The organism is Mycolicibacterium helvum, assembly GCF_010731895.1.
In the GTDB taxonomy this organism is placed as follows: domain Bacteria; phylum Actinomycetota; class Actinomycetes; order Mycobacteriales; family Mycobacteriaceae; genus Mycobacterium; species Mycobacterium helvum.
In genome coordinates this window covers 4,921,878-4,945,097 of the sequence record NZ_AP022596.1, presented here as the reverse complement: position 1 = coordinate 4,945,097, position 23,220 = coordinate 4,921,878, and the positions used below count along the sequence as shown (strand labels likewise).

Here is a 23,220-nt window from a genome sequence, read left to right as displayed (position 1 = left end):
ATCTCACATGCGCATTCTGGTTTCTGGGGCAGGCATGGCCGGTCTGAGCACCGGTATCACTCTCGGAGCAGCCGGCCACGACGTGGCCATCGTCGAACGGGCCAACCATCTTCGCGTCAACGGATCGCCGATCGACATCCGCGGCGACGCGCTCGCGGTCGCGGACAAGATGGGAGTCCTCGACGCGATTCGCGCCCACCGGGTGGACATGAGTGAACGAGTCCAGTTCATCGACGCCTCCGGTGAAACGCTCGCCGAGATGCCCGACTCGGAGGTCAACGACTGCCCCGACGACACCGAGATTCCCCGCGAGGATCTCGCCCTGGTTCTGCGCGGTGCCCTCGACCCCGCCACACCCGTGACGTTCGGCGAATCCGTCGCCGCGCTTCACGACGACGGCGACGGCGTGGTTGTGCGATTCACCTCCGGCAGGCAAGAGCGCTACGACATCGTCGTCGGTGCCGACGGCATGCACTCGGCGACTCGCGGTCTGGTCTTCGGCCCGGAGAGTCAATTCATCCACCACCTCGGCTTCTATGTGGCGCTGGCCGATCTGCCGAGCTACGCACAACCTGACCGCCGCAACCCGATGTACAACACCCCAGGGCGGATGGCCGGTATCGCCGCGTATCGCGATAAAGCGTTGGCGGTATTCATATTTCGCTCGCCGTGGATCAACTACGACTACCACGACCTGGCCGCGCAGAAGCAGCTTCTGATCGACGCCTTCGCGGGCCACGACGAGTGGAAGATCCCCGAACTACTCGACGCGGCGGTCAGCGACCCCGAACTCTACTTCGACTCGGTCAGCCAGATTCACATGCCGACCTGGCACCAAGGGCGCGTCGTACTGGTCGGGGACTCCGCGTACTGCGCGTCTCCGCTGTCCGGCCGCGGCACCAGTCTGGCCATGACCGGCGCCTGGTCGCTCGCCGAAGCGCTGCGCGATCACCCGGACGACATCGCCGCGGCGTTCGATCAATACGAGCGTGCGCAACTCCCGCACGTTACCTACGCCCAGGGCACCGCGGGCCCCGGTGGCGACCGGTTGGTGCCAGCCACCCAGCAGGAGATCGACGCCCGCAACAGCCAGTTGAGCGCACTGATTCGGTAAGGGGTTCGGCCAGTCTGGCCTGCAGTTACCTGGCGCCGGCGACGATGTCGACGAACAGCTTGTGCACCCGACGATCACCGGTCATCTCGGGGTGAAACGCGGTGGCCAGCACGCGACCCTGCCGTACCGCCACAATGTGGTCACCAGCGCGAGCCAGGACCTGCACCTGCGAACCGACCCGCTCCACCCACGGCGCGCGGATGAAGACGGCGTGCGCGGGTCCATCCAAACCGTCGAAGTCGATGTCACCTTCGAAGGAATCCACCTGGCGTCCGAATGCGTTGCGCCGCACCGTCATATCAATGCCGCCCAGCGGCACCGCCTCGCGGCCCGGCGCGCCGGCGTCGAGAATCTCGGTGGCCAGCAAGATCATTCCCGCACACGAACCGTAGGCCGGCATCCCGTCGGCCAAGCGTTGCCGCAGCGGGTCCAGCAGCTCGAAGGCGCGCAGCAGGTGGCTCATCGTGGTCGATTCGCCACCGGGGATCACCAGGGCGTCGACCGCGTCGAGCTCACTGCGGCGGCGCACCGTGCACACCTCGGCACCAGCCTCGCGCAGGGCCGCCAGGTGCTCGCGGGTGTCGCCCTGCAGTGCCAGCACGCCGACGCGCACCGGCTCCGCTGGGCCGGCGACAGTGGGTACCGTCATGGGCCGGGGTATCCGCGCCGGTACCGGGTGAGGCCCTCCTGCATGACGGCCGCGACCATCTCCCCGTACTGATTGAAGATCTTGCCCTGGGTGAGCGATCGGCCGCCGCACGACGACGGCGAGGACTGGTCGTAGAGCAGCCACTCGTCGGCGCGGAACGGCCGCATGAACCACATGGCGTGATCCAGCGAGGCGACGTTGAGGTGTTGGCGTTCCTCAGGGTGGTTGACCTGTGCCGAACCCAGCAGCGTGAGGTCGCTCATGTAGGCCAGCGCGCAGATGTGCAGCACGTAATCGTCGGGCAGCGGGTCGCGGTGTTTGAACCACACCTGCTGCTGGGAAGCCTTGCCCGGTAACAGGACCACCTGGTCGCGGGGGACGATGCGGACATCCCATTCGGCGAACTGCGAGAAGCCAGCGTCATCGAAGACCCCGCCCTTGGAGATGAACCCGGGCAAATCGTCCGGCGGCGGCGCGGCGGGCATTTCGTCCTGGTGCTCGATGCCGCTCTGGTCCCGCTGGAACGACGCCGACATCGAGAAGATGGTCTCGCCGTGCTGGATGGCGTTGACCCGCCGGGTGACGAACGATCCGCCATCGCGCAGCCGCTCAACGATGTAGACCGCTGGAGCGGTCGCGTCGCCGGGACGCAGGAAGTAGCCGTGCAGCGAGTGCACCTCGAAGGTGGGGTCGACGGTGCGCACCGCCGACACCAGTGACTGTCCGGCGACATGGCCGCCGAAAGTGCGCTGCAGGAAACCGGATTCAGGGCTGAAAACCTGACCGCGGTAAATATTGACCTCGAGCTGTTCCAGATCGAGGATCTCTTCGATCGCCACTTACCAGCCGCGCTGTGCGAGTCGGTGCGGCTCCGCGATCTCCTCCACGTTGATTCCGACCATCGGCTCACCCAGACCACGAGACACCCGCGCCAATACGTCGGGATCGTCGAAGAAGGTGGTGGCCTTGACGATGGCGGCGGCCCGCAGGGCGGGGTCGCCGGACTTGAAGATCCCCGAGCCGACGAAGACACCCTCGGCACCGAGCTGCATCATCATCGCGGCGTCAGCCGGGGTGGCGATGCCGCCCGCGGTGAACATCGTCACCGGAAGTTTGCCCGCCCGGGCCACCTCGACGACCAGGTCGTAGGGGGCCTGCAATTCCTTGGCTGCGACGTAAAGCTCGTCCTCCGACAGCGACGACAGCCGACGGATCTCCCCGCCGATGGACCGCATGTGCGTGGTCGCGTTCGAGACGTCGCCCGTGCCGGCCTCACCCTTGGAGCGGATCATCGCCGCACCCTCGGTGATGCGGCGCAGGGCCTCACCCAGGTTGGTGGCCCCGCAGACGAAGGGAACCGTGAAGCGCCACTTGTCGATGTGGTGGGTGTAGTCGGCCGGCGTCAGCACCTCGGACTCGTCGATGTAGTCCACGCCGAGGCTCTGCAAGATCTGCGCCTCGACGAAATGCCCGATGCGAGCCTTGGCCATCACCGGGATGGTGACCGCCGAGATGATGCCCTCGATCAGGTCCGGGTCGCTCATCCGGGCCACGCCGCCTTGTGCGCGGATGTCCGCCGGGACGCGTTCCAGCGCCATGACGGCCACTGCTCCGGCGCCCTCGGCGATGCGCGCCTGCTCGGGAGTGACGACATCCATGATGACGCCGCCCTTGAGCATCTCCGCCATGCCGCGCTTCACCCGAGCGGTACCGGTCTGCGCGGGGCTGCCCGAGCCGTTGGTATCCACTGTCAGTCCCTTCGTTTGATACGGATCCAGTGTAAAGGGCGACCCCAAACTGAATTTCTCCACCGGTGGGCTGGAACGAAGCGACCCGCGTATCGGGCCGTGTTCGGTTCAGCGGATCGGGTGTAACTCCGTGTCCGGCCGGCCGGCACGTCCGTCGGCCAGCAGGTTGGCTTCCTCGAGCAGCTCACCGAGCTGCAATGGATACACCGTCTGCCCACCCTCGGCCAGCGCAGCAATCGCAGCGGAGTCACACCATCGGTGGCCGTGAATGTACCGCAGTTCCAACTGGGTGCGCCCAGCCGCGGTCGGTTCGAACCGGGCCGTGCGATGCACGAAATAGAACTCCTGGCTGGAAACCACGGTGCCGTTGAAGTCGATCAGCGAATCGCGACGCCACACCGGCCCGACCATGTCAGCCGGTGCCACCTGCAATCCGGTCTCCTCGGCGATCTCGCGGACGGCGGCATCGACCAGCCGCTCCCCCGGCAACGCCTGACCGCCGACGGTGAACCACCAGCGTGGCGCCACGCCGCTCGTCACGGCCGGGTCGGACCCGCAAAACAGCAGCACCGCGCCCTGTTCGTCGAGCAGTACCACTCGTGCCGACGTGCGGCGATCCACTCGGTCAGGGTCCTCGGTTGCCGGTGGTGCGGCCCGTTCGGCGATCTCGAAATAGCTGGGCAGCGCCGCGGTGCCACCCAGCCGCAGCCACCGGACCGGGCGGCGTTCCCGCAGCGCAAGTGTGTCGCGCACGGCGTCGTTGTGGAACCGACGGGCCAACAGCACCCGGGCTTCGGCGTCGGCGAGCTCGGCGACCAGCGCCACCGGCATCGACGTGGGGTCGACCGCCGCCAGCGCCGCGGACAGCTCGTTCTCGGCAGCTTCCCGGCTGGAGCGAGGCGCGCGTTCGGCTGCGGCGGCCAGCGCAGCCAGCCGCTGGCCCTCCGGGCGTCCGCGGTAGGTGTCGGCAGCCACCGCCCGCGCGACCACCGCGCGCCGGCCCAGCGCCCCGTCCAGCGCCTGCCAGGACAGGTCGTAGCGGATGTGCAGGCGGTCCAGCCGGTTGGCGGTCTGCAGCGCCAGTAGCGCGCTCACGACCAGCACAACGATCAGCACCGCGGTCAACGACCAGTACAACCCCGGACCCACTAGCCGGCCACCTGCACCTTGACCCCGGCACCCGCCACGGTCTCGTACACCCGCATGATCTGGTCGGCTACCACCGGCCAGTCGTAGCGGCGCACCTCGATAGTGGCCGCCGCCACGTAGCGCTTGCGCAGAGCCTCATCGTCGAGCACCTCGATCAGCCCCTGTGCAAGCGCCTCGGAGTCGTCGACGGGAACCAGCCGGCCCGCCTTGCCGTCGACGAGCACTCGGCGGAAGGCGTCGAGATCGCTGGCCACCACGGGGGTTCCCGCGGCCATCGCCTCGACCAGCACGATGCCGAAGCTCTCGCCGCCGGTGTGCGGCGCGCAGTAGACATCCGCGGAGCGCAGCGCGGACGCTTTCTCGGCGTCGTCGACCTGTCCGAGGAAGCGCAGATGAGAAGCCAGCTCGCCGCACTCCTTCCGCAGCTCGTCCTCGTCGCCGCGCCCGACAATCAGGATCTCGATGTCGTCGAACCGCTCGACCAGCGTGGGCAGCGCACCGACCAACACCGCCATGCCTTTGCGCGGCTCGTCAAAGCGCCCGAGGAACAGCACCGTCTTGCCCGGCCGCGGATAGCCCTCCAGCCGCGGCGCCGACTTGAGGGCCGCGACGTCGACGCCGTTCGGAATCTCGACGGCATCGGAGCCCAGTGCTTCCATTTGCCAGCGCCGAGCCAAATCCGACACCGCGATCCGGCCGATGATCTTCTCGTGGTATGGCCGCAGGATGCCCTGAAACACGCTCAGCGTCAACGACTTTGTGGTCGAGGTATGGAATGTCGCGACGATCGGGCCTTCGGCGGCCTGCAGCGCCAGCATCGACAGACTCGGCGCATTGGGTTCATGCAGATGCAGCACGTCGAAATCGCCTTGCGCGAGCCACTTTTTGACCTGCCGATGGGTGGCCGGGCCGAACCGCAGCCGGGCCACCGATCCGTTGTAGGGAATCGGCACCGCCTTGCCGCCGGAGACGACGTAGTCGGGCAGCTCCACATGCGGCGACGACGGCGCCAGCACGCTCACCTCGTGACCGCGGGCGCGCAGCACCTCGGCAAGCTGCAAGATGTGCGACTGCACCCCGCCGGGCACGTCGAACGAGTACGGGCAGACCATGCCGATCCGCATCAGGCTGTGTCATCCCCCGGTCGCTGCGCTCCTGCCCGCCGAGCGTCATCCCCCGGTCGCTGCGCTCCTGCCCGCCGAGCGTCATCCCCCAGCCGAGCCCGGCGCTCATCGGACAGATCAGCCAGCCACTGCGGCTGCAGCATGTGCCAATCCTCGGGATGCTCAGCGATATTGGCGCCGAATCGGTCGGCCAGTGCCTGAGTGATGACGCCGACATCGCCACTGGAGCAATCGAGCTCCGGGTAGAGGTCGACGACCCAACCGTCATCGGTGAACCAGGAATGCACCGGTATCAGCGCCGCGCCGGTATCCAACGCGAGCTTGGCCGAGCCGGCGGGCATCCGGGTGGGCTCCCCGAACAGGTCGACGGGCACCCCCGAGCGACTCAGGTCCCGCTCGGCCATCAGGCAGACCACCCGATTGGCCTGGAGGCGTTCGACCAAGACCTCGTAGGCGGGCCGCTCGCCGCCGGTCAACGGCAGCACCTCGAAGCCCAGGCTTTCGCGGTAGTCGAGGAACCGTCGGTACAGCGATTCGGGCTTGAGCCGTTCCGCGACCGTGGTGAAGGTGCCGTTCAGTTGGACCAGCCAGACCCCGGCCATGTCCCAGTTGCCACTGTGCGGCAGCGCCAGGATCGCCCCACGGCCTGCGGCCAGCGCCGCCTCCAGGTGTTCCTTACCGAACGCGGTCTTGTCGAGCAGAGGCCCCAACGTCGTGTGGTCCATCGTGGGCAACCGGAATGCCTCCCGCCAATATCGGGCGTACGAGGCCAGCGAAGCACGAACCAGCGAATCCGGCACCTCGGCGGGTGTTGTGCCGATCACCCGGGCTAGGTTCTTGCGCAGCTGATCGGGTCCACCGCCCTGCGCCGCGTACCAAGCGCCGGCATCGAAAGCGTTGCGCGCCACGAACTCCGGCAAAGCCCGCACCACCCGCCAGCCAGCGGCGTAGCCGAGGTCGCTGATGTCCTCGCCGCGCGGCAGCCAGCTGCGGCCCGGCGTCCACAGCTGTCCCGGTCTGCTGATCACTGCTCGGTGCCTGTCGGCTCGTCGCCGGTGGGCTGTTGCGGGCGCGCCGGCGCGATCTTGTCCATCGCACCGGTGCTGCTGCGCACCGAGTGCACCCGCTGACCCACCGTCACCAGGCTGAGCACCGCCAGTACCCACATGGCGACGGGGAGAAACACGGGCATCGGGAAGAAGGGCAGATCGGAGAATCCGGCGCCGACCAGCACGATGATCAGTCGTTCGGGACGTTCGATGAGCCCGCCGCCCCCTTCGAGGCCGCTGGCCTCGGCGCGGGCTTTGACGTAGGAGATCACCTGCGAGGTCACCAAGCAGATCATGGTGGCCACCGCCAGCGACGAGCTGTGCAGGCCGAAAATCACCCACCACAGCAACCCGCAGAAGATCGCACCGTCGCTGATCCGATCACAGGTGGCGTCCAGGACCGCGCCGAACCGCGTGCCGCCACCTCGTTCGCGTGCCATCGCGCCGTCGAGCATGTCGGCGAGCACGAAGACGAACACGGCCACCGCGCCCCACCACAGCACGCCGATCGGGAACAGGGTCAGTGCAGCCAGCACTGAACCCGCGGTACCGATGATGGTGACCATGTCGGGGGTCAGCCCGATCTTCAGCGCGCCCTTGGCCACCGGTCCACTGAGCTTGGCGTAGGCCGCGCGGGTCATCAGGTAAAAGTCGCTCACGGCTGACCGGCCCACGCCTGCGCGAGCAGCCTGCGGGTATCGCGCAGCAGCTGCGGGATGACTTTGGTTTCACCGACGATCGTGATGAAGTTGGCGTCGCCGGCCCAGCGCGGCACCACATGCATGTGCAGGTGCTCGGCCAGTGAGCCGCCCGCGGACTTCCCGAGGTTGAGCCCCACGTTGAACCCGTCCGGGCTCGACACCGACTTGATGACGCGAATCGCCTTCTGGGTGAAGGCCATCAGCTCGGCGCTCTCGGCCGTGGTGAGATCCTCCAGCTCCGACACCTGCCGGTAGGGCACCACCATCAGGTGGCCAGGGTTGTACGGGTAGAGGTTGAGCACCGCGTAGACCTGCTCACCGCGGGCGACCACCAGGCCGTCCTCGTCGGGCAAGGTGGGAATGTCGGTGAACGGTCGGGATGGTTCGGATGAGTTCTTCTGCGCGGGCACGTCCAGGATGTAGCTCATCCGGTGCGGGGTCCACAGGCGCTGCAGCCGGTCCGGCTCCCCTATGCCCCGATCGATGATCGCGTCCGCTTCGTCAGCCACCGTCAACCTTCACCAGTTCTGCTGTGGGAGTGGCATTCTCGCGGTCAGCGATCCACTTCTTGATCGTGGCGACCGCCTGATGCCTGGGCACTCCGTTGATCTGAGTACGGTCCCCGAACCGGAACGACACCGCGCCCGCTTCGACATCGCGGTCCCCCGCGAGCAGCATGAACGGCACCTTCTGGTTGGTGTGGTTGACGATCTTCTTGGCCATCCGGTCGTCACTGGTGTCGACCTCGACCCGCACACCCTGGGATTTCAGCTCGGCGGCAACGTCTTCCAGATACGCCGCGTGCGCCTCGGCGACTGGGATGCCGACCACCTGCACCGGTGCCAGCCATACCGGGAAGGCTCCCGCGTAGTGCTCGGTGAGCACCCCGAAGAACCGCTCGATCGAGCCGAACAACGCGCGGTGGATCAGCACCGGCCGCTGTCGGGTGCCATCGGAGGCGGTGTACTCCAACTCGAAGCGGTCAGGCATGTTGAAGTCGAGCTGGATGGTCGACATCTGCCAGCTGCGGCCCAGCGCATCCTTGACCTGAACAGAGATCTTGGGTCCGTAGAACGCCGCACCGCCCGGGTCGGGAACCAGCTGCAGACCAGACGCCTCGGCGACCTCACGCAGGGTTTCGGTGGCTTCTTCCCACATCTCGTCGGAGCCGACGGCCTTGTCCGGGTTCTTCGTGGAGAGCTCCAGATAGAAGTCGTTCAGGCCGTAATCGGCGAGCAGGTCGAGCACGAACTGCAGCAGCGAGGCCAGCTCGTCGCGCATCTGCTCGCGGGTGGTGTAGATGTGCGCGTCGTCCTGGGTCATGCCGCGCACCCGGGTCAGGCCGTGCACCACACCGGATTTCTCGTAGCGGTACACCGAGCCGAATTCGAAGAGCCGCAACGGAAGTTCCCGGTAAGACCGTCCCCGGGACCGGTAGATCAGATGGTGCATCGGGCAGTTCATCGGCTTGAGGTAATAGTCCTGCCCCGGCTTGCGCAGCTTGCCGTCCTCATCGAACTCGGCGTCGATGTGCATCGGCGGGAACATCCCGTCGGCGTACCACTCCAGGTGCCCCGAGGTGATGTAGAGCTGTTCTTTGGTGATGTGCGGGGTGTTGACGAACTCGTACCCGGCCTGCTCATGTTTACGACGCGAGTAGTCTTCCAACTCGCGCCGAATGATGCCGCCCTTGGGATGGAAAACCGGCAGGCCAGAACCCAATTCGTCGGGGAAGCTGAACAGATCCAGTTCGACCCCGAGCCTGCGGTGGTCGCGGCGCTGGGCCTCCTCGATCAGCTCCAGATGGCGGTCAAGTGCCTCCTGAGACTCCCACGCGGTGCCGTAGATGCGTTGCAGGCTGGCGTTGTTCTGGTCACCACGCCAGTAGGCGGCCGAGCTGCGTGTGAGCTTGAAGGCAGGGATGTCCTTGGTGGTCGGGATGTGCGGTCCGCGGCACAGATCGCCCCAAATGCGTTCGCGGGTACGGGGATTGAGGTTGTCGTAGGCGGTCAGCTCATCGCCGCCGACTTCCATGATGTCGGCATCACCGGACTTGTCGTCGACCAGTTCGAGCTTGTAGGGCTCGCCGGCGAGTTCAGCACGGGCTTCGTCTTTGGAGCCGTAGACCCGCCGGGAGAACAGCTGACCGTCCTTGACGATCTTGCGCATCCGCTTCTCCAGCGCCTCGAGGTCCTCGGGCGTGAAGGCCTCGGGCACGTCGAAGTCGTAGTAGAAGCCGTCGGTGATCGGCGGGCCGATGCCCAGCTTGGCCTGCGGGAAGAGTTCCTGCACCGCCTGCGCCAGCACGTGGGCGGCCGAGTGCCGGATGACACTGCGACCGTCGTCGGTGTCGGCGGGAACCGGGATGACGTCGACGTCGGCGTCGGGCGTCCAGCTCAGATCGTGCAGCTTGTCCTCACCGTCGCGTACGACGATGATCGCGCCGGGTTCACCGCGGCCCGGCAGTCCCGCGTCGCGCACCGCAGCGCCCGCGGTAGTCCCGGCAGGCACCCGGATCGGGGCTGCGGGGGCGGGGTGTGCGGGGGCGCTCATTGCTGGCCTCTTTCGGCTGATGTGACTAGCTCCGCTTCACCGGGCGGTGGCAAACCACCGCCGCGATCGCTCGCGGTCGGACGCGACCATGCTATCGGGGTGCTGGTCAGGCACCGAGGCCGATGGGGCTGTTCAAGGCGGGATGGTCCAACCCCAGCAGTCCCGCCGACCAGCCCACCGCGCCGACCAGCCACAGCGTGGCCACCACCACCGCGGCGGTGAACACCGCACCCAACGCCTGGACAAACCAGCCCTGCCTGCGGAACCACGCCATCGCACTGTCATAGCGGCCGCGGGTGAACGCCAGGGTTCGGTGTGCCCAGTAGAACTCGGTGGCCAGGATCGCCAGCCCGACGAACACGATCGCCCAGCCTGGGCCGGGGTACGGGATGGCGACGATCCCGACCAACAGCACGGTCAGTCCGACGACCCCGACCACGGCCCGGTAGACGAAATCGGCGACACGCCGCTCCCGCAGCTTGTCCCGCCGACGCGCCCACGCACCCAACCATTGCTTCATGGTTGCCCCGGTTTGAGCGTCACGAACAGTCCTTCGCCGTCGGCGAGCAGGTCCTCGCCGTCGGAGAGCCGGATGTCGACGAAGATCTTGCGCCCCTCGGTGCGCGCCATCCCGGCGTCGACCTGGAGCTCTTTCTCGATCGGCACGATCTTGCGGTAGTTGACGTGCAGATAGGCGGTGCGCTGGTAGGGCCCGCCGGTCACCAGGAACGACGTCTTGCCCAGCACTGAGTCGAACAGGTGGGCAATGAACCCACCGTGCACGGCCCCGTTGCGGCCCAGGTGGTAGCGCCGGAATCGGACCCAGCCGCGCAGCCGCCCGTCCTCGCCGACCTCGGTCTCGTTGGGAACGCTCACGATGCTGCCGCGCATCGGGAGGTCCATCCGCCGGCCCGACGGGGTCGACCACTCGTCGGCGTCGTACGGCGTCAACAGCGCCGATGCCTGCTCCAGCAGCTCGGCGGCTTGGGTGATCACTTCGTCGGGCGCGTCGACGGCACGCGCCTGATCCTGCAGCTCGCGGACGGCCTCGATGAACCGGCCGTAGTCGGGGCCGCCCTTGGTCGTCGGCACCGGCGGGTTGAATCCCCCGCCTGGATGCAATGCCGCCACGGCTTCACGGATCGCCGTCATGTCCTCTGCCACCTGGTTACCGTATGCCGCCGGGTGCCGGCGGCTCATCTCGAGAGTACGTAAGTGGTGGCCGCCCCGACGTTGCGCAGATGGCATGGTGGACCCCGTGAAGCTCAGCGACTTGGCCGGCCTTCCGTTGACCTATACCGAGGTGGGCGCGACGGCAGCGGACCTGCCTGCGGGTTATCACCATGTGCGGCTGTCGTCGCGGATCGGCAGCGGCCGGGCCCGTTTCGAGCAGGCCGCGAGCGCGGTGATGCACTACGGAATGCTGCGCGGCGCCGGCCTGCGCATCACCGCGACCACCGAGGTGGCCGAGGTCGGCACCGATGTACTGGGCCGGCTGGGGCCGTTTTCGGCGCCCTGCCGGGTGGTCTACGTGGTCGACGAACCCAATCACCGCGGCTTCGCCTACGGCAGCCTGCCGGGGCACGCCGTGTCCGGTGAGGAAATGTTCGGGGTGCGCTTCGAGCCCGCCGATGAATCCGTACATGCCGAGGTGGTGGCGTTCTCCACGCCGGCGATGTGGTGGAGCCAAATCGGGGCACCGGTCGCCTCGATCGTGCAGCGAGTGATCACCCAGCGGTATCTGTCGGTGGTGTAACCGCCACTGAAGGATTGGGCTCGGCGGCGGTGGGTATCGCTGAACCATGTCGGTCGACGATGGGTCTCCACCGACGGACGCGGCCATCAGGATCGCCGAGATAGCCCGAAGTCTCTACGAACGCCGGAGTCTCGACGGCGATGTCGCCGCTGAAGTAGCCGAACACGCCGCGGCGGAACTGCCCGGTGCCGACTACGCGAACATCATGGTGATCTCGGGCCCCGACGACTTCGACACCCCCGCGTCAACGCATCCGTGGGCGGAGCGCATCGACGCAATCCAGCGCCGCCACTGGGAGGGCCCGTGCTTGTCCTCGGCTTGGCAGCACCACACCGTGCACGTCCGAGACCTTACCCAGGAGACCCGCTGGCCGAAGTTTCGTGCCGAAGCTCTCAACAGCACACCCGTGCGCAGCATCATGGGCTTCCAGCTATTCGTGAACGGGACATCGATGGGTGCGCTGAATGTGTTCGCCGAACGCCCGAACGCGTTCGACGAGCGCACCCGGCGGCTTGGCTCGTTGTTCGCTACCCAGGTGGCGCTGATCTGGGACGCGGCACGACGCGAATTGCAGTTCCGGGAGGCGCTGGCCAGCCGTGACATCATCGGACAGGCCAAGGGCATGATCATGGAGCGCTACGCCATGCGCGCCAACCAGGCTTTCGAGTTGCTCCGCCAGCTGTCCCACGACTCCAACGTTCCGTTGGCGGAGGTGGCCACCAAGGTTGTCGATGCGGCGCAAGCGAACGTGCGTTGAGTCAGGCTTTGCCGTCCGGCGTCGACGTCACCTTTCCCGCCGCTACGTCGAGCTGATACGACAGGATGGCCAACCCGAACAGGCCGATCGACAGCGTGATCAGGGCCGCGAAGCCCTCGGTGGCGAAGTGGACGAGAGCACTGAGAAACGTGAACGTCAGTGCCGCGCTGCGCAGTAAACGCAGTGGCAGAAGCTTGTTGGTGCGTGGCAGCGCGATCATGGCGGGTAGGGCCATCGCCAACGTCAGCGCGGCGGCGACCAACAAGATGAGGGTGGCCGGGCTCTTGCCATCAAGATGAAGCTTGATGTCTTTGTCCTCGAAGAAGTATCCGCCGAGCGCGATGCCGAGCGTGTGGAAGAACAAGCCGACCACTGCGCCGGCAACGAGCAGCCAACCCACCCACGGCACCCACTTCGGACTGCGAAACACGTTCGGGATCAGCCGCGCAGCCCGATTCTGTAAGAGGTGCAGCCGATCACTGGCATGACCGGCCGATGACAGCAGCGAGTGGACGTGGTCCACGTCGGCCGGTGGCGCTCCCCCGGCGCGCGCTTGTTCGACGAGCCGAAATCCGATCTCACGGCGATGGTCGGCCAAACCGCGGGCCATTCCGTCGGCTGCGATCGAGGCGGCCGAGGCCAGGCATTCGTGTGCGCTGAGGGGACGGATCGCCCGCACAACCCGGGCGCCGACGAGAATCAGGCACACGAGGATGTACATGATCTCGGCCGCCGGCCCGTAGAAATAGTCGTTGTCCTTGGTGACGAATTTGCCTACTTCGTCGAGGAAAAGACCGAATCCGATGCCACCCGCCACCACGGCCACTACCCGAGCACCGAAACCCAGTGTCAGCCAACCGATCAGCAGGGCCAGCATCATCAGCGCACCACCCCACAACGCGTGCGCGATGTGCAGCTGGCCGCCGCCTATCTGCGGGTAGCCGGTGAGCTTCAGGTAGAAGCGGGTCAGCAGGATCGTCGTGATGGCAATAATGACAAACGCTTCCGCGTTCGCCGGACCGACGGCATTGCGGGTGATCGGGCCGCGACGCGAGCGGCGACGATCATTATTCGAAGCTGTGGTGACGCCCATGGTGTTCGATGATGGCCCCACCCGAGGCCATGTCAGCCATCGGGTGTGAAATGCGCGGTTAGCGGCTATTTCAGGGAGGTGAGCACACCACGTTTCGATCGGGCAGTGATCGTGATTCCCGCACACAACGAGGCGAGGGCGTTACCGGGCTGCCTGGCCGCCATCCTGGCTGCCGCCGCGCGTGTCGATATCCCGGTGGCGGTGGTCGTGGTGCTCGACACGTGCGACGACGGAAGCAGCGCATTGACCGACCGATTCGGGCCGACGGTGCACTTCCTGGAGATCGACGCTCAGAACGTGGGCAAGGCGCGTGCCGCGGGCTTCTCGTTCGCGCGCGACCAACTCGGGGACGGTCACACCGATTCGGGTGCGTGGTACGCGACCACCGACGCGGACAGCTGCGTCGACCGCAACTGGCTGACCCGTCAACTCACCGCGCGGGCCGACATGGTGCTCGGCGTCGTCCGGATCAGCAACTGGCGGCAGATCCCCGCCGCCGCGGCACGGCGCTACCTACGGGCCTACCACGCCAAGATCCATCCGGATCGCGGTCGCCATGAGCACATCCACGGCGCGAACATGGGTTTCGCGGCCGACGCATACTGGAGGGTGGGCGGATTTCCTGAACGGGCGACCGGCGAGGACGTCGACCTGGTGCGCCGCTTCGAACTGGCCGGCTACCGGATCCACCGAGACACCCGACTCTCGGTGGTCACGTCAGCACGCCAGATCGGCCGCGCGCCAGCCGGATTCGCCGATCACCTGCGCACGGTACTGGCCGGGCCGGAAAAGGACCCGGCGTGACGGCCACGTTGGTGCAACGCTGGCTCGACACCGGCGCGCTGGAGCTGCCACTGCCCGGTTCGGGCCGAACGCTGTTGCGCTGGCGCAAACTGGCCGAGTTGTCCGAGATCGATGTGGTGGCAGGCCGACTCGCCGAGGCCCACACCGACGCCGTCGCAATCCTGGCCGAGCTGTCGGGACGACCGGCGCTGCCAGGCCGGTTGTGGGGAGTCTGGGCGGCTGAGGCCCCCGGGGCCGCGGTCACCGCCCGTCTCGAGGGCGACGTGGCGTCGCTGAGCGGCACCAAAGCATGGTGCTCGGGTGCCGGCCTGTGCTCGGATGCGCTGGTGACCGCCGTTACCGCGACCGGCGAGCGTGGCTTGTACGCGGTGGATCTGCGCGGACCGGGTGTGCATCCGTTACCGAGTACGTGGCGCAACGCGGGCATGGCCGAGTCAGACACCCGATCGGTGCAATTCACTGCCGCACCGGCCGTTCTGGTCGGCCGACTGGGTGACTATCTGCGCCGACCGGGCTTCTGGCATGGCGCGGCCGGGGTTGCCGCTTGCTGGCTGGGCGCCGCGCGGGCCGTCGCGGCACCGCTCTACCGGGCGGTGTGCGACAACGACGCACGCGGCAGTGGTGACCCCCACGCCCAGGCCCATCTCGGCGCGGCCGACGCCGCGCTGGCTGCCGCCGAGGCCTTGCTTGCCCGCACCGCCGAACAGATCGATGCCGATCCGGATGGCGATCACGGCGAGGTGGCGGCCCGGCGGCTGCGCGCGGTGGTCGAAACGGCTGTCGATGAGGTCATCGCTCGCGCGGCCCGCGCGCTGGGCCCCGCCCCGTTGGCCCTCGATGCCGCGCACGCCCGCCGCGTCGCGGATCTGACCATGTACATCAGGCAGAGTCACGCGGAGAAGGATCTGGCGGCGCTGGGCCGCCTGGTGGCCCGATGAGTCCGAGGGCGGCGAGCAACGCCGCGCGGTTCGCCGATGTGCCGATCGCCGGCGGCGGTACGCCGACGCAGGAGTGGCTGGAGTGGGGCTGTCACTTTCCGCCCGTTGATCTCGACAGCTGCCCGGGCCTGCTCGTGGTAGCACCGCACCCCGATGACGAGACCCTCGGCTTCGGCGGGGCGGCCGGCGCGATCGCGGCCCGCGGAATCGCTGTCCGCACGGTCGTCGCCAGCGACGGCGGCGCGGCCTGGCCGGGCCTCTCATCGCGCGACCAGACGCACCTCGAGCGCGCACGACGCAGCGAGTCACGGCGCGCGGCGTCTGCGCTCGGCCTTCGCGCACCGACCTTTCTCGGGCTGCCCGACGGCGGGCTGGCCGATGAGGAATCCCGGCTGGCCGACATCCTGACCGGCATGCTGGACGAATGCGTGGACGGGACGTGGTGCGCGGCAACCTGGCGCGGCGACGGTCATCCCGATCACGAGGCAGTCGGTCGTGCCGCGGCTGTCGCCACGTCCCGCACCGGCGCGGTCCTGCTGGAGTACCCGGTCTGGATGTGGCACTGGGCGCGTCCGGGCGAGGCAAACGTGCCGTGGCAACGGGCAAGCCGGGTGATTCTGGATCCCGTTGCGACCGAACGTAAACAACACGCCGTGGCGGTGTTCCGCAGTCAGCTCGACCCCGACGATGGCCGAGATCCGATAGTGCCGCCGCATGTCCTGTCGCGGCTTCAGGCCGTGGGCGAAGTGGTGTTCCGGTGACGCCCCGCCTGCCCGACGAGTATTTCGCCGCCCTCTACGAGGCCTCGACGGACCCGTGGCAGCTCGAATCTCGTTGGTATGAACGCCGCAAGTACGCGATCACTCTCGCGCTGCTGCCCGAGGAGCGCTACCAGCATGCGTTCGAGCCGGGGTGCTCGGTCGGGGTGCTCACCGAGCAGCTCAGCGCTCGGTGCGATCACGTTACGGCCATCGACGTCGCCGAGGGCGCTCTGGCGCATGCAGATGCCCGGCTACGCAGGTGCGGGCGACGAGAAACCGTCACATTGTTGCATCGAGCCTTCGATATGCCTTGGCCAGCAATCGATTTCGACCTAGTGATGATCTCTGAGGTTGCGTACTACTTCGATGCCCCGACACTTCGAGCGATACTCGATCGAGAGCTGCCCCGTCTGCACGCGGGCGTCACCGTGATCGCGGCGCATTGGCGTCATCCGGTGGCCGACTATCCGCTGTCGGGGGACGAGGCCAACGCAGTCATCGGCGCGACTGCCGGCCTGCACCGGATAGCCGAATACCGCGATGACGATGTTGCCATCGCGGTATTCGACACCCGGTCAGCCCAGTCTGTCGCAGCCCGCACGGCCGTACCGGGTGCCTGAAACGTCTTCTAGAACCAGACCTTGCGTCCGCCGACTGGCCGACCAACAGCGCCGAGAATCCACAGCACCGCGCCAACCACCAGCAAGATGACGCCGATGGTCTCCAGGATGGAGACCCCTAGAACGATGCCGAGCACCAACAGGATGATTCCGAGAACGATCATGACACGCCCTTCTATTGTCAGTGATCGCGGAGTTCCGCGATCAACTTGTCTTTGGTGAGCTTGGAGTACCCCGAGAGCCCGATTTCCTTGGCGCGCCTTCTCAGTTCGACCACTGTCCAGTGGTCGTAGGTGCCTGACTTGCCGCCCTTGCGACCGACTTCCGACGCACCCCGGGACGCGGCAGCATTCGAAATGCGGGCGGCCTTCTCCTTCGAGCTGCCTTCCTGACGAAGGTCCCGGTACATCTTCTCGTTCTTGATCGATGCGTTCGGCATGGTTCGGAGCTTTCAGTCCAGGCGGCTTGGGTCTCAACAGAATGCCCACGCCGGCCATCGCTAAACGTAGACAGGCCCGGCACCGAATGGGTGCCGGGCCTGTCTAGGCTCAAACACTAGTTCTGTTCGGCCTTTTCGCGCGCCTCGTTCGCCTTCGCGGCGGCCCGGGCGCTCTCGGCCTCGGCTTCCTTTTGAGCGGCCTCACGCTGAGAATCGGCCTTGTCCTGCTGGGCCTGTCCCTCGCGCTGTAGGTCATCGCGGCCCGTCACGGCGCCGATGACTTCCTTGGCCTTACCCTTGACGCCTTCGACGACGCCCTTGACGGCTTCTTCTGGTCCGCTGTTGTGCTCGCCCATAGTGTTTCCTCTCGGTGTGGCACCACGCCCCGTTGGACGTGAGGGGAAAATCCCCGTCGGCCTGCTTCCGTCTTCCCGTCGAGGAGCGGACGCAAACGGCATCACCTACTTGAAACGTTCGAAATCTCCTGTGTCATCGCACACATCACGCTTCTACCTGCGTGTTAAGGAGCCGGCTCAGCCCACGTTGAGGTTCGGTAGCGGAGGCAGGCCGGGGATGTGCGGTGGCGGCGGCAACCCGGGGATCAACGGCTTTCGCGTCGTGCTGGTTGTGGTGTCCCACTGGGTGGTGGTCGTCGTCGGCGTTGTCGTGGTGGTGGTCGGCGGCGTCGTGGTCGCCGTTGTTGTGGTGGTCGTCGTCGGCGTTGTCGTGGTGGTGGTCGGCGGCGTCGTGATCGTCGTTTCCACGGTGACGATGGTGGTTTGGGGTGGCGGTGCCTGTTCGGTGACCGTGCTGATGGGCGCATTGGTCATCGTGACGGTTTCCGTCGGGACCGGTGGAGGCGCCGCAGGACTCTGCTGTGCCGGGGTGAGCGCGGTGACCGCCGTGGCCGGAGCCGGCTTCACCGACTGCGTGCTCGGTGTGTCGGGGGTGCTGGCACCTGTGAGGGTGTAGGCGAAGCCACCGACTGCCACGGCAGCGACGGCGGCGGCCCCGCCGAGCAGCAGGGGCACGCTGCGGGTCAGGCCCGACTCGCGTCGCTCGGACTCGTCGCCGCCGAGGATGGCGAGATCGTCGTCGCTCTCGTAGTCGCCATAGCCGCGGTAGTCGTAGTCGCCGTAGGAATACGACTGGTCTTGCGCGATCGGGTCATCGGGGGTTTCGTCGCTCGACCAGGCCAGCGCGGCGGCCATGGTCGCCGATTGCGGGCCGACATCAGCGATCAGCGGTGCGGGCGCCAGACCGGTCGGTGCGTCGGCCGCCAGCTGTCGTGCCGCGGCCACACTCGCGCCTAGCGCCGCATCAAGCTGCGGATACGCCGACATCGTGACCGGCAGCCGCAAGTGCTCCGAGAGTTGTTGCACAGCAGCCGGTATCGATTCCGAATCGCCGATAGCCGCGACGGCGCTGATACTCTCGCGGGAGATCCGCGCCTGCGCCAGCGTGTCATCGATGAACGCCTCGAGTTCGGCGGGCAAACCCGCGCGGCGTGCGGTCTCACCGATCTGGCGGTAGTCGGCACCGGCATCAGCCAGGGTCAGCGACGTGCCGCTGGCACCGAAGTCGCACACCAGGATCACGCCGTGGCGCGGTAGGCCCGGATCGTTCTGCAGCGAGCGCAGCGCGGCGGTGGCGTCGGAGACCAGCAGTGGTGGTGCGCCGGCGCCGGCCAGTGCGGGCAAGCTCCACATGGCGTCGCGCAGCGCGTCGCGGCGGCCGGGCCCCCAGTGCGCCGGAACCGCCACACCCGCTACCGCCGCAAGACCCGCGCCGCCGGCATCGGCGAGCGCGGACAGCGCCAGGGCCAGCAGCTGTTCGGCGCGATAGGACACCCCGTCGTCCCCAACCAGCGGCATCGGGTCACCGACCCGGTCGACAAAGCCGGTCCACACCTGGTCGCCGAGTGTCAATTCGGCAGGACAGATGACCGGCGCAGCTCCGGCACGCGCGGCCACCAGGCTGGTTGAGCCCACGGAGATACCCAGTGGTTCGGTCATTTGGCCATGATCACCATGGCTCACGACGAATGTCACTCAGGCGCGCCGAGCGCGCGCACGCCTATGACCTAACTGTGACTTTGCCTGGTGCTCACTGTGTTTGCCCATGTAGATCCAGGTACGAGCAGATCACATCGACCAGCGCCGTCAGTTCCCGGCTGTTGCGCAACGGTCCGGCCATGACCAGTTGAGTGATCACCAGACCACGCATGGTGGCCCAGATCAGGTCGCCGATGGCCGCCGCGTGCGGACTGTCCAGGCCTTCGGCGATGTCGCCACTCAAATCGGTGATTGCCCTGTGCAATTCGACGAGATGGCGGGTGGCCCGCTTGTCGCGCATCGCCCGGGTGCCGATGAGAATCTCCAGGGAGGCCCGCGACGTCGGGCTGGAGAACGCCTCCCACGCGGCGTGGACCACCAATTCGACCCGCTTGCGGCGGCTTTGATCGCCCGACGGGGGCGGCAGGCTGCGCAACAAATCGAGCAGCTCGGTGAAACCCCGGTCGACAACGGCCATCAGCAGACCGTCCCGGTCACCGAAGTGGTATTGCACCACGCCCCAGGTCACGCCGGCCCGTTCGGCGATGTGCTTGGCGCTGGCGGCGGCAAACCCCTCCTCGACCACGCAGCGCACTGTCTCGTCGAGTACCGCGTCGCGAGTCCGGTCGGCGCGCAGCTGGCTGCCGCCGGGCGGACGCCGCGGCGAAGCCTTGGTCACCACATCACTGCGTCGGCGTGCGCGGCGGGCAGATCCTTGACGGACACCAGACCCGGCGGCGCGGCACACACCGCGTCGATGGCGTTGACGGCTCGCGCGGCGGTGGAGATCACCCCGCCGTCGTTGTGGTCCACGCCGTCCAGACCGAGGTGGGTGTTGATCTCCACCCCGGGGTTTCCGTGTACGACCACCCGATGCACGCCAAGGCGGCCGTCGGGCGGGTAGGGCCAGTGCGGTGCGGTTGCCGGGGTGAGCCGGTTGACGTGCTCCATGGTGATCACCGGCTGCCCGTCGCGGATGCCCTCGACCGCGAAGCGGACGGCAGCCACCTGACCGGGCGCCACACTCATCATCGTGCAGTCGATCGGCTCGGGGGTGACCCAGCTCTCGTGCCGCTCGCGCACCTCGTCGAGGGTGACCCCGAGCACCTCGGCCAGCGAGCGGACCTGCCCGCCCCACAGCGAGGACAGCACCCCGGGCGCGAACATGATCGGCGTGTGGTCCGGCGCGGTGCCGAAACCGAAACTGACGCCGGTGAATTCGGCGTCGTCGTAGCTGCCGTAGTCACAGATCTCCGACACGGTGATCGCGGTGGCCCGCCCGGCCAAGGTCAGCGCGGTGTAGACCAGACTGTCACCGGAGTAGCCCGGGTCGACGCCGTTGATGTACAGCGAGGTGCCGCCGTCGGCACAGGCCTGGGCCAGCGGTTCGCGGATCCAGGCGTCGGCGTGGTGTGGGGCGACCAGCCAGACCATCGACGTGCCGACGACGTTGGTGCCCGCCCGCAGGAACCGGCAGATCTCCTCGATCGCCTGCTGGGGGCGCATCTCGGCCTGCGAGGTGTAGACCACGCAGTCGGCGCCCAGGTCGACCAGCGCATCGATGTCGTTGGTGGCGATGACGCCGGTGGGCTCGGTCAGCCCGCAGACCTGGGCGGCGTCGCGACCGACCTTGTCGGCGCCGTACGCGTGTAACCCGACGAGTTGCAGGTCGGGCCGCTCGATGATCATCGGCAGGGCATGCTTGCCGACATTGCCGGTGGCGAACTGGATGACGCGCTTCATAGCAGATCCGTAATGGTCTTCAGGCCCGCCTCGTACAGCACGCCGGGCATCATGCCGCCGTCGATCTCGATGGTGGTGCCGTTGATGAAATCGGCTGTGCCACTGCACAAGAACACCACCGCACGGCCGACCTCGGCGGGCTCGCCGGCTCGGTTCATCGGCACGGCGTGGAAGTACTTCTCCCCCGTCGGGTCATCCTTGGGCAGCACGAACGACTTGAAGTTGTCGGTCATGGTGGGGCCCAGTGCCAAACAGTTGACCCGCACCTTCGGTCCCCATTCCTCGGCCAGCGAGCGGGTCAGATGATTGAGCCCGGATTTGGCCGCGCCGTAGGACACCAGCGTGGGCGATCCGGCGGGATGGCCTGCGCCACTGGAGATGTTGACGATCGAGCCGACGCCGTCCTGGTCACGCATCTGCCGAAACACCCGAATGGCGAACCACATCGGGCTGATCAGGTTCATCTGAATGGCGAAGGCGTGGAACAACACCGTGCGTTCGTAGTCGTCGGCGGCCGCCGGTGCGCCCTGAATGCGCGAGACGAGCTCCGGGATGTCCTCGACGTGCGGTGCGGGTACCGTGCCGCCGGCATTGTTGACCAGGATGTCGATGCGGCCGTAGTCGGCCACCACGGCGTCGACGAACGCGTCGATGGCCCGGTAGTCGCCCTGATCGCAGACCCGCTGCGACGAGCGGCCCAGCCAGTCCGGGTTGTCGGCCACGCCGGGGATCGCGTCCAACGGTCCTCGCGAGCAGCCGACAACCGTGGCCCCGGCCCGCAGCAGTTCGTGCGCGATACCAAGTCCCACGCCGCGGCTGGTGCCGGTGACGACGGCGACCTTTCCGTCCAGCGGTAATACCACTGTGAGCTACCTCTCCCTACATCCAGATTCTCATTAAGCGCTCAATATGATTACATGCTCAATGTTATTGGGCAATGATGCGACGAAGGGCTGCCGAATGGGCTTGCGCGGAGAGGCCGCAATCGTCGGCTATACCGAACTCCCCTCCACCAAGCGACCGACCGGGCCACTGGAGTTCACCCTCGAACAGTGGGCCCGGCTGGCAGCGGCCACCCTGGCCGACGCGGGCCTGTCGGCGTCTGATGTGGACGGCATCTGCACCACGCACCTGCAGGAATCACAGATCTTCGTCCCTTCGACCGTCATCGAATATCTGGGCATCAAAGCCAATTTCGCCGAGATGGTCGACCTTGGCGGCGCCAGCGCGGTCGCGATGGTGTGGCGCGCCGCGGCTGCCATCGAGCTGGGGCTGTGCAACGCCGTGCTGTGCGTGATCCCCGCGACGCCGATGACCCCGGTCAGCGCGCAGAAACCGCTGGACGTCAGCGAGCTGATGTACTTCGGGGCGTCGAGCAACCGGTATGGCTCGCCGCAGGCCGAATTCGAGATCCCCTACGGCAATCTCGGACAGAACGGCCCCTACGGGCAGGTCGCGACCCGCTACGGCGCCACCTACGGCTACGACGAACGCGCCATGGCCAAGATCAGCGTCGACCAGCGTGTCAACGCCAATCACACACCGGGGGCGATCTTCAAAGACACCCCGATCACCATCGACGACGTGGTCAACAGCCCGGTGATCGCCGCGCCGCTGCACATGCTGGAGATCGTCATGCCGGTGATGGGGGGCGCAGCTGTCCTGGTGACCAACGCCGAGCTGGCCCGTCGCAGCACCAATCGGCCGGTGTGGGTCAAGGGATTCGGGGAGCGGGTCCCCTACAAGACGCCCACCTACGCCCATGAGCTTCTGCAGACACCGATGATCAAGGCAGCCGCGTCGGCATTCTCGATGGCCGGGCTGGCCCCGTCCGATATGGACATGGTGTCGATCTACGACTGCTACACCATCACCGTGCTGCTCAGCCTCGAGGACGCGGGATTCTGCCAGAAGGGCAAGGGCCTGCAGTTCATCGCCGAACACGACCTGACGTTCCGCGGCGACTTCCCGATGAACACCGCCGGCGGGCAGCTGGGTTACGGGCAGGCCGGCACCGCCGGCGGCATGCACCACATCTGCGATGCCACCCGTCAGATCATGGGCCGCTCGGGGGCCACCCAGGTGGCCGATTGCCACCGCGCCTTCGTCTCCGGCAACGGCGGCATCTTGAGTGAACAGACCACCCTTGTCCTGGAAGGCGATTAGTC

The 23,220-nt window shown here is 67.1% G+C and carries 27 protein-coding genes; 8 read left to right on the top strand and 19 right to left on the bottom strand.

Annotated features, from left to right (window positions below):
* Positions 1 to 7 precede the first annotated feature (7 nt).
* Complete coding sequence (locus tag G6N38_RS23280; protein ID WP_163750341.1) at positions 8 to 1,114, top strand: FAD-dependent monooxygenase; 1,107 nt, start codon at positions 8 to 10, stop codon at positions 1,112 to 1,114.
* A 25-nt stretch (positions 1,115 to 1,139) separates the two neighbouring features.
* Here G6N38_RS23280 and pdxT read toward each other — a convergent pair whose 3' ends face one another.
* From pdxT to G6N38_RS23225, 11 genes are all read right to left on the bottom strand, one after another.
* Positions 1,140 to 1,763 carry a pyridoxal 5'-phosphate synthase glutaminase subunit PdxT gene (gene pdxT, locus G6N38_RS23275; protein WP_163750340.1) on the bottom strand — a complete coding sequence of 208 codons (624 nt, stop codon included), beginning with the start codon at positions 1,761 to 1,763 and terminating at the stop codon, positions 1,140 to 1,142.
* Positions 1,760 to 2,602, bottom strand: a complete 843-nt coding sequence (gene tesB / locus G6N38_RS23270; protein ID WP_163750339.1) for an acyl-CoA thioesterase II — start codon at positions 2,600 to 2,602, stop codon at positions 1,760 to 1,762. Before tesB ends, pdxT begins: the two co-directional genes overlap by 4 nt.
* Positions 2,603 to 3,451 carry a pyridoxal 5'-phosphate synthase lyase subunit PdxS gene (pdxS, locus tag G6N38_RS23265; RefSeq protein ID WP_246228092.1) on the bottom strand — a complete coding sequence of 283 codons (849 nt, stop codon included), beginning with the start codon at positions 3,449 to 3,451 and terminating at the stop codon, positions 2,603 to 2,605.
* 168 nt (positions 3,452 to 3,619) lie between these two features.
* A complete protein-coding gene (locus G6N38_RS23260; RefSeq protein ID WP_163750337.1) occupies positions 3,620 to 4,660 on the bottom strand; it encodes an NUDIX hydrolase in 1,041 nt (346 codons plus the stop codon).
* Positions 4,660 to 5,784, bottom strand: coding sequence for a glycosyltransferase family 4 protein (locus G6N38_RS23255; protein WP_163750336.1), 1,125 nt, complete (start codon positions 5,782 to 5,784; stop codon positions 4,660 to 4,662). The genes G6N38_RS23260 and G6N38_RS23255 overlap by 1 nt, the downstream gene beginning before the upstream one ends.
* Complete coding sequence (locus G6N38_RS23250) at positions 5,784 to 6,767, bottom strand: phosphatidylinositol mannoside acyltransferase (RefSeq protein ID WP_407663014.1); 984 nt, start codon at positions 6,765 to 6,767, stop codon at positions 5,784 to 5,786. The genes G6N38_RS23255 and G6N38_RS23250 overlap by 1 nt, the downstream gene beginning before the upstream one ends.
* 41 nt (positions 6,768 to 6,808) lie before the next feature.
* Positions 6,809 to 7,492 (bottom strand): phosphatidylinositol phosphate synthase, encoded by a 684-nt coding sequence (gene pgsA, locus G6N38_RS23245; RefSeq protein ID WP_163750335.1) that lies wholly within the window; start codon positions 7,490 to 7,492, stop codon positions 6,809 to 6,811.
* The gene (locus tag G6N38_RS23240) at positions 7,489 to 8,043 is read right to left on the bottom strand and encodes an ATP adenylyltransferase (protein WP_246227394.1); all 555 of its coding nucleotides are present in this window, start codon (positions 8,041 to 8,043) and stop codon (positions 7,489 to 7,491) included. Before G6N38_RS23240 ends, pgsA begins: the two co-directional genes overlap by 4 nt.
* On the bottom strand, positions 8,036 to 10,087 hold the full coding sequence (gene thrS, locus G6N38_RS23235; RefSeq protein WP_163750334.1) for a threonine--tRNA ligase: 2,052 nt from the start codon (positions 10,085 to 10,087) through the stop codon (positions 8,036 to 8,038). The genes G6N38_RS23240 and thrS overlap by 8 nt, the downstream gene beginning before the upstream one ends.
* Positions 10,088 to 10,193: 106 nt before the next feature.
* Positions 10,194 to 10,607: a TIGR02611 family protein gene (locus tag G6N38_RS23230; RefSeq protein ID WP_163750333.1), complete on the bottom strand. Its 414-nt coding sequence runs from the start codon at positions 10,605 to 10,607 to the stop codon at positions 10,194 to 10,196.
* The gene (locus G6N38_RS23225; protein WP_170314236.1) at positions 10,604 to 11,239 is read right to left on the bottom strand and encodes a PaaI family thioesterase; all 636 of its coding nucleotides are present in this window, start codon (positions 11,237 to 11,239) and stop codon (positions 10,604 to 10,606) included. Before G6N38_RS23225 ends, G6N38_RS23230 begins: the two co-directional genes overlap by 4 nt.
* A 106-nt stretch (positions 11,240 to 11,345) precedes the next feature.
* Between G6N38_RS23225 and G6N38_RS23220 the strand changes: the two genes are divergently transcribed.
* Together G6N38_RS23220 and G6N38_RS23215 are read left to right on the top strand one after the other, a co-directional pair.
* Complete coding sequence (locus tag G6N38_RS23220; protein WP_163750332.1) at positions 11,346 to 11,843, top strand: DUF1990 domain-containing protein; 498 nt, start codon at positions 11,346 to 11,348, stop codon at positions 11,841 to 11,843.
* A 46-nt stretch (positions 11,844 to 11,889) separates the two neighbouring features.
* Positions 11,890 to 12,600, top strand: coding sequence for a GAF and ANTAR domain-containing protein (locus G6N38_RS23215; RefSeq protein WP_163750331.1), 711 nt, complete (start codon positions 11,890 to 11,892; stop codon positions 12,598 to 12,600).
* A 1-nt stretch (position 12,601) separates the two neighbouring features.
* On the opposite strand, the gene G6N38_RS23210 is transcribed toward G6N38_RS23215, so the two are convergent.
* A complete protein-coding gene (locus G6N38_RS23210; RefSeq protein WP_163750330.1) occupies positions 12,602 to 13,693 on the bottom strand; it encodes a hypothetical protein in 1,092 nt (363 codons plus the stop codon).
* Between the two features lie 78 nt (positions 13,694 to 13,771).
* On the opposite strand from G6N38_RS23210, the gene G6N38_RS23205 reads away from it, so the two are divergent.
* The 4 genes from G6N38_RS23205 to G6N38_RS23190 are packed head-to-tail and all read left to right on the top strand — an operon-like array spanning position 13,772 to position 16,816.
* On the top strand, positions 13,772 to 14,497 hold the full coding sequence (locus G6N38_RS23205) for a glycosyltransferase family 2 protein (protein WP_163750329.1): 726 nt from the start codon (positions 13,772 to 13,774) through the stop codon (positions 14,495 to 14,497).
* Complete coding sequence (locus tag G6N38_RS23200) at positions 14,494 to 15,435, top strand: acyl-CoA dehydrogenase family protein (RefSeq protein ID WP_163750328.1); 942 nt, start codon at positions 14,494 to 14,496, stop codon at positions 15,433 to 15,435. Before G6N38_RS23205 ends, G6N38_RS23200 begins: the two co-directional genes overlap by 4 nt.
* A complete protein-coding gene (locus G6N38_RS23195) occupies positions 15,432 to 16,196 on the top strand; it encodes a PIG-L deacetylase family protein (RefSeq protein ID WP_163750327.1) in 765 nt (254 codons plus the stop codon). Before G6N38_RS23200 ends, G6N38_RS23195 begins: the two co-directional genes overlap by 4 nt.
* On the top strand, positions 16,193 to 16,816 hold the full coding sequence (locus G6N38_RS23190; RefSeq protein ID WP_163750326.1) for a class I SAM-dependent methyltransferase: 624 nt from the start codon (positions 16,193 to 16,195) through the stop codon (positions 16,814 to 16,816). Before G6N38_RS23195 ends, G6N38_RS23190 begins: the two co-directional genes overlap by 4 nt.
* A gap of 8 nt (positions 16,817 to 16,824) precedes the next feature.
* Here the strand turns inward: G6N38_RS23190 and G6N38_RS30290 are convergent, their stop codons facing one another.
* From G6N38_RS30290 to G6N38_RS23160, 7 genes are all read right to left on the bottom strand, one after another.
* Entirely contained in the window at positions 16,825 to 16,980 is a 156-nt protein-coding gene (locus G6N38_RS30290) for a DUF6131 family protein (RefSeq protein WP_170314178.1), read from the bottom strand.
* A 17-nt stretch (positions 16,981 to 16,997) separates the two neighbouring features.
* Positions 16,998 to 17,255, bottom strand: coding sequence for a DUF7218 family protein (locus G6N38_RS23185; RefSeq protein ID WP_163750325.1), 258 nt, complete (start codon positions 17,253 to 17,255; stop codon positions 16,998 to 17,000).
* A 116-nt stretch (positions 17,256 to 17,371) separates the two neighbouring features.
* On the bottom strand, positions 17,372 to 17,611 hold the full coding sequence (gene mbp1, locus G6N38_RS23180) for a microaggregate-binding protein 1 (protein WP_163750324.1): 240 nt from the start codon (positions 17,609 to 17,611) through the stop codon (positions 17,372 to 17,374).
* A 177-nt stretch (positions 17,612 to 17,788) separates the two neighbouring features.
* Positions 17,789 to 19,270, bottom strand: coding sequence for a type IV pilus biogenesis protein PilM (locus tag G6N38_RS23175; protein ID WP_163750323.1), 1,482 nt, complete (start codon positions 19,268 to 19,270; stop codon positions 17,789 to 17,791).
* A gap of 91 nt (positions 19,271 to 19,361) precedes the next feature.
* The gene (locus G6N38_RS23170; RefSeq protein WP_163750322.1) at positions 19,362 to 19,991 is read right to left on the bottom strand and encodes a TetR/AcrR family transcriptional regulator; all 630 of its coding nucleotides are present in this window, start codon (positions 19,989 to 19,991) and stop codon (positions 19,362 to 19,364) included.
* A complete protein-coding gene (locus G6N38_RS23165) occupies positions 19,985 to 21,052 on the bottom strand; it encodes an NAD(P)H-dependent amine dehydrogenase family protein (RefSeq protein WP_163750321.1) in 1,068 nt (355 codons plus the stop codon). Before G6N38_RS23165 ends, G6N38_RS23170 begins: the two co-directional genes overlap by 7 nt.
* The gene (locus G6N38_RS23160; RefSeq protein ID WP_163750320.1) at positions 21,049 to 21,915 is read right to left on the bottom strand and encodes an SDR family NAD(P)-dependent oxidoreductase; all 867 of its coding nucleotides are present in this window, start codon (positions 21,913 to 21,915) and stop codon (positions 21,049 to 21,051) included. The genes G6N38_RS23165 and G6N38_RS23160 overlap by 4 nt, the downstream gene beginning before the upstream one ends.
* A gap of 97 nt (positions 21,916 to 22,012) precedes the next feature.
* On the opposite strand from G6N38_RS23160, the gene G6N38_RS23155 reads away from it, so the two are divergent.
* On the top strand, positions 22,013 to 23,218 hold the full coding sequence (locus G6N38_RS23155; protein ID WP_163750319.1) for a thiolase family protein: 1,206 nt from the start codon (positions 22,013 to 22,015) through the stop codon (positions 23,216 to 23,218).
* Positions 23,219 to 23,220 lie beyond the last annotated feature (2 nt).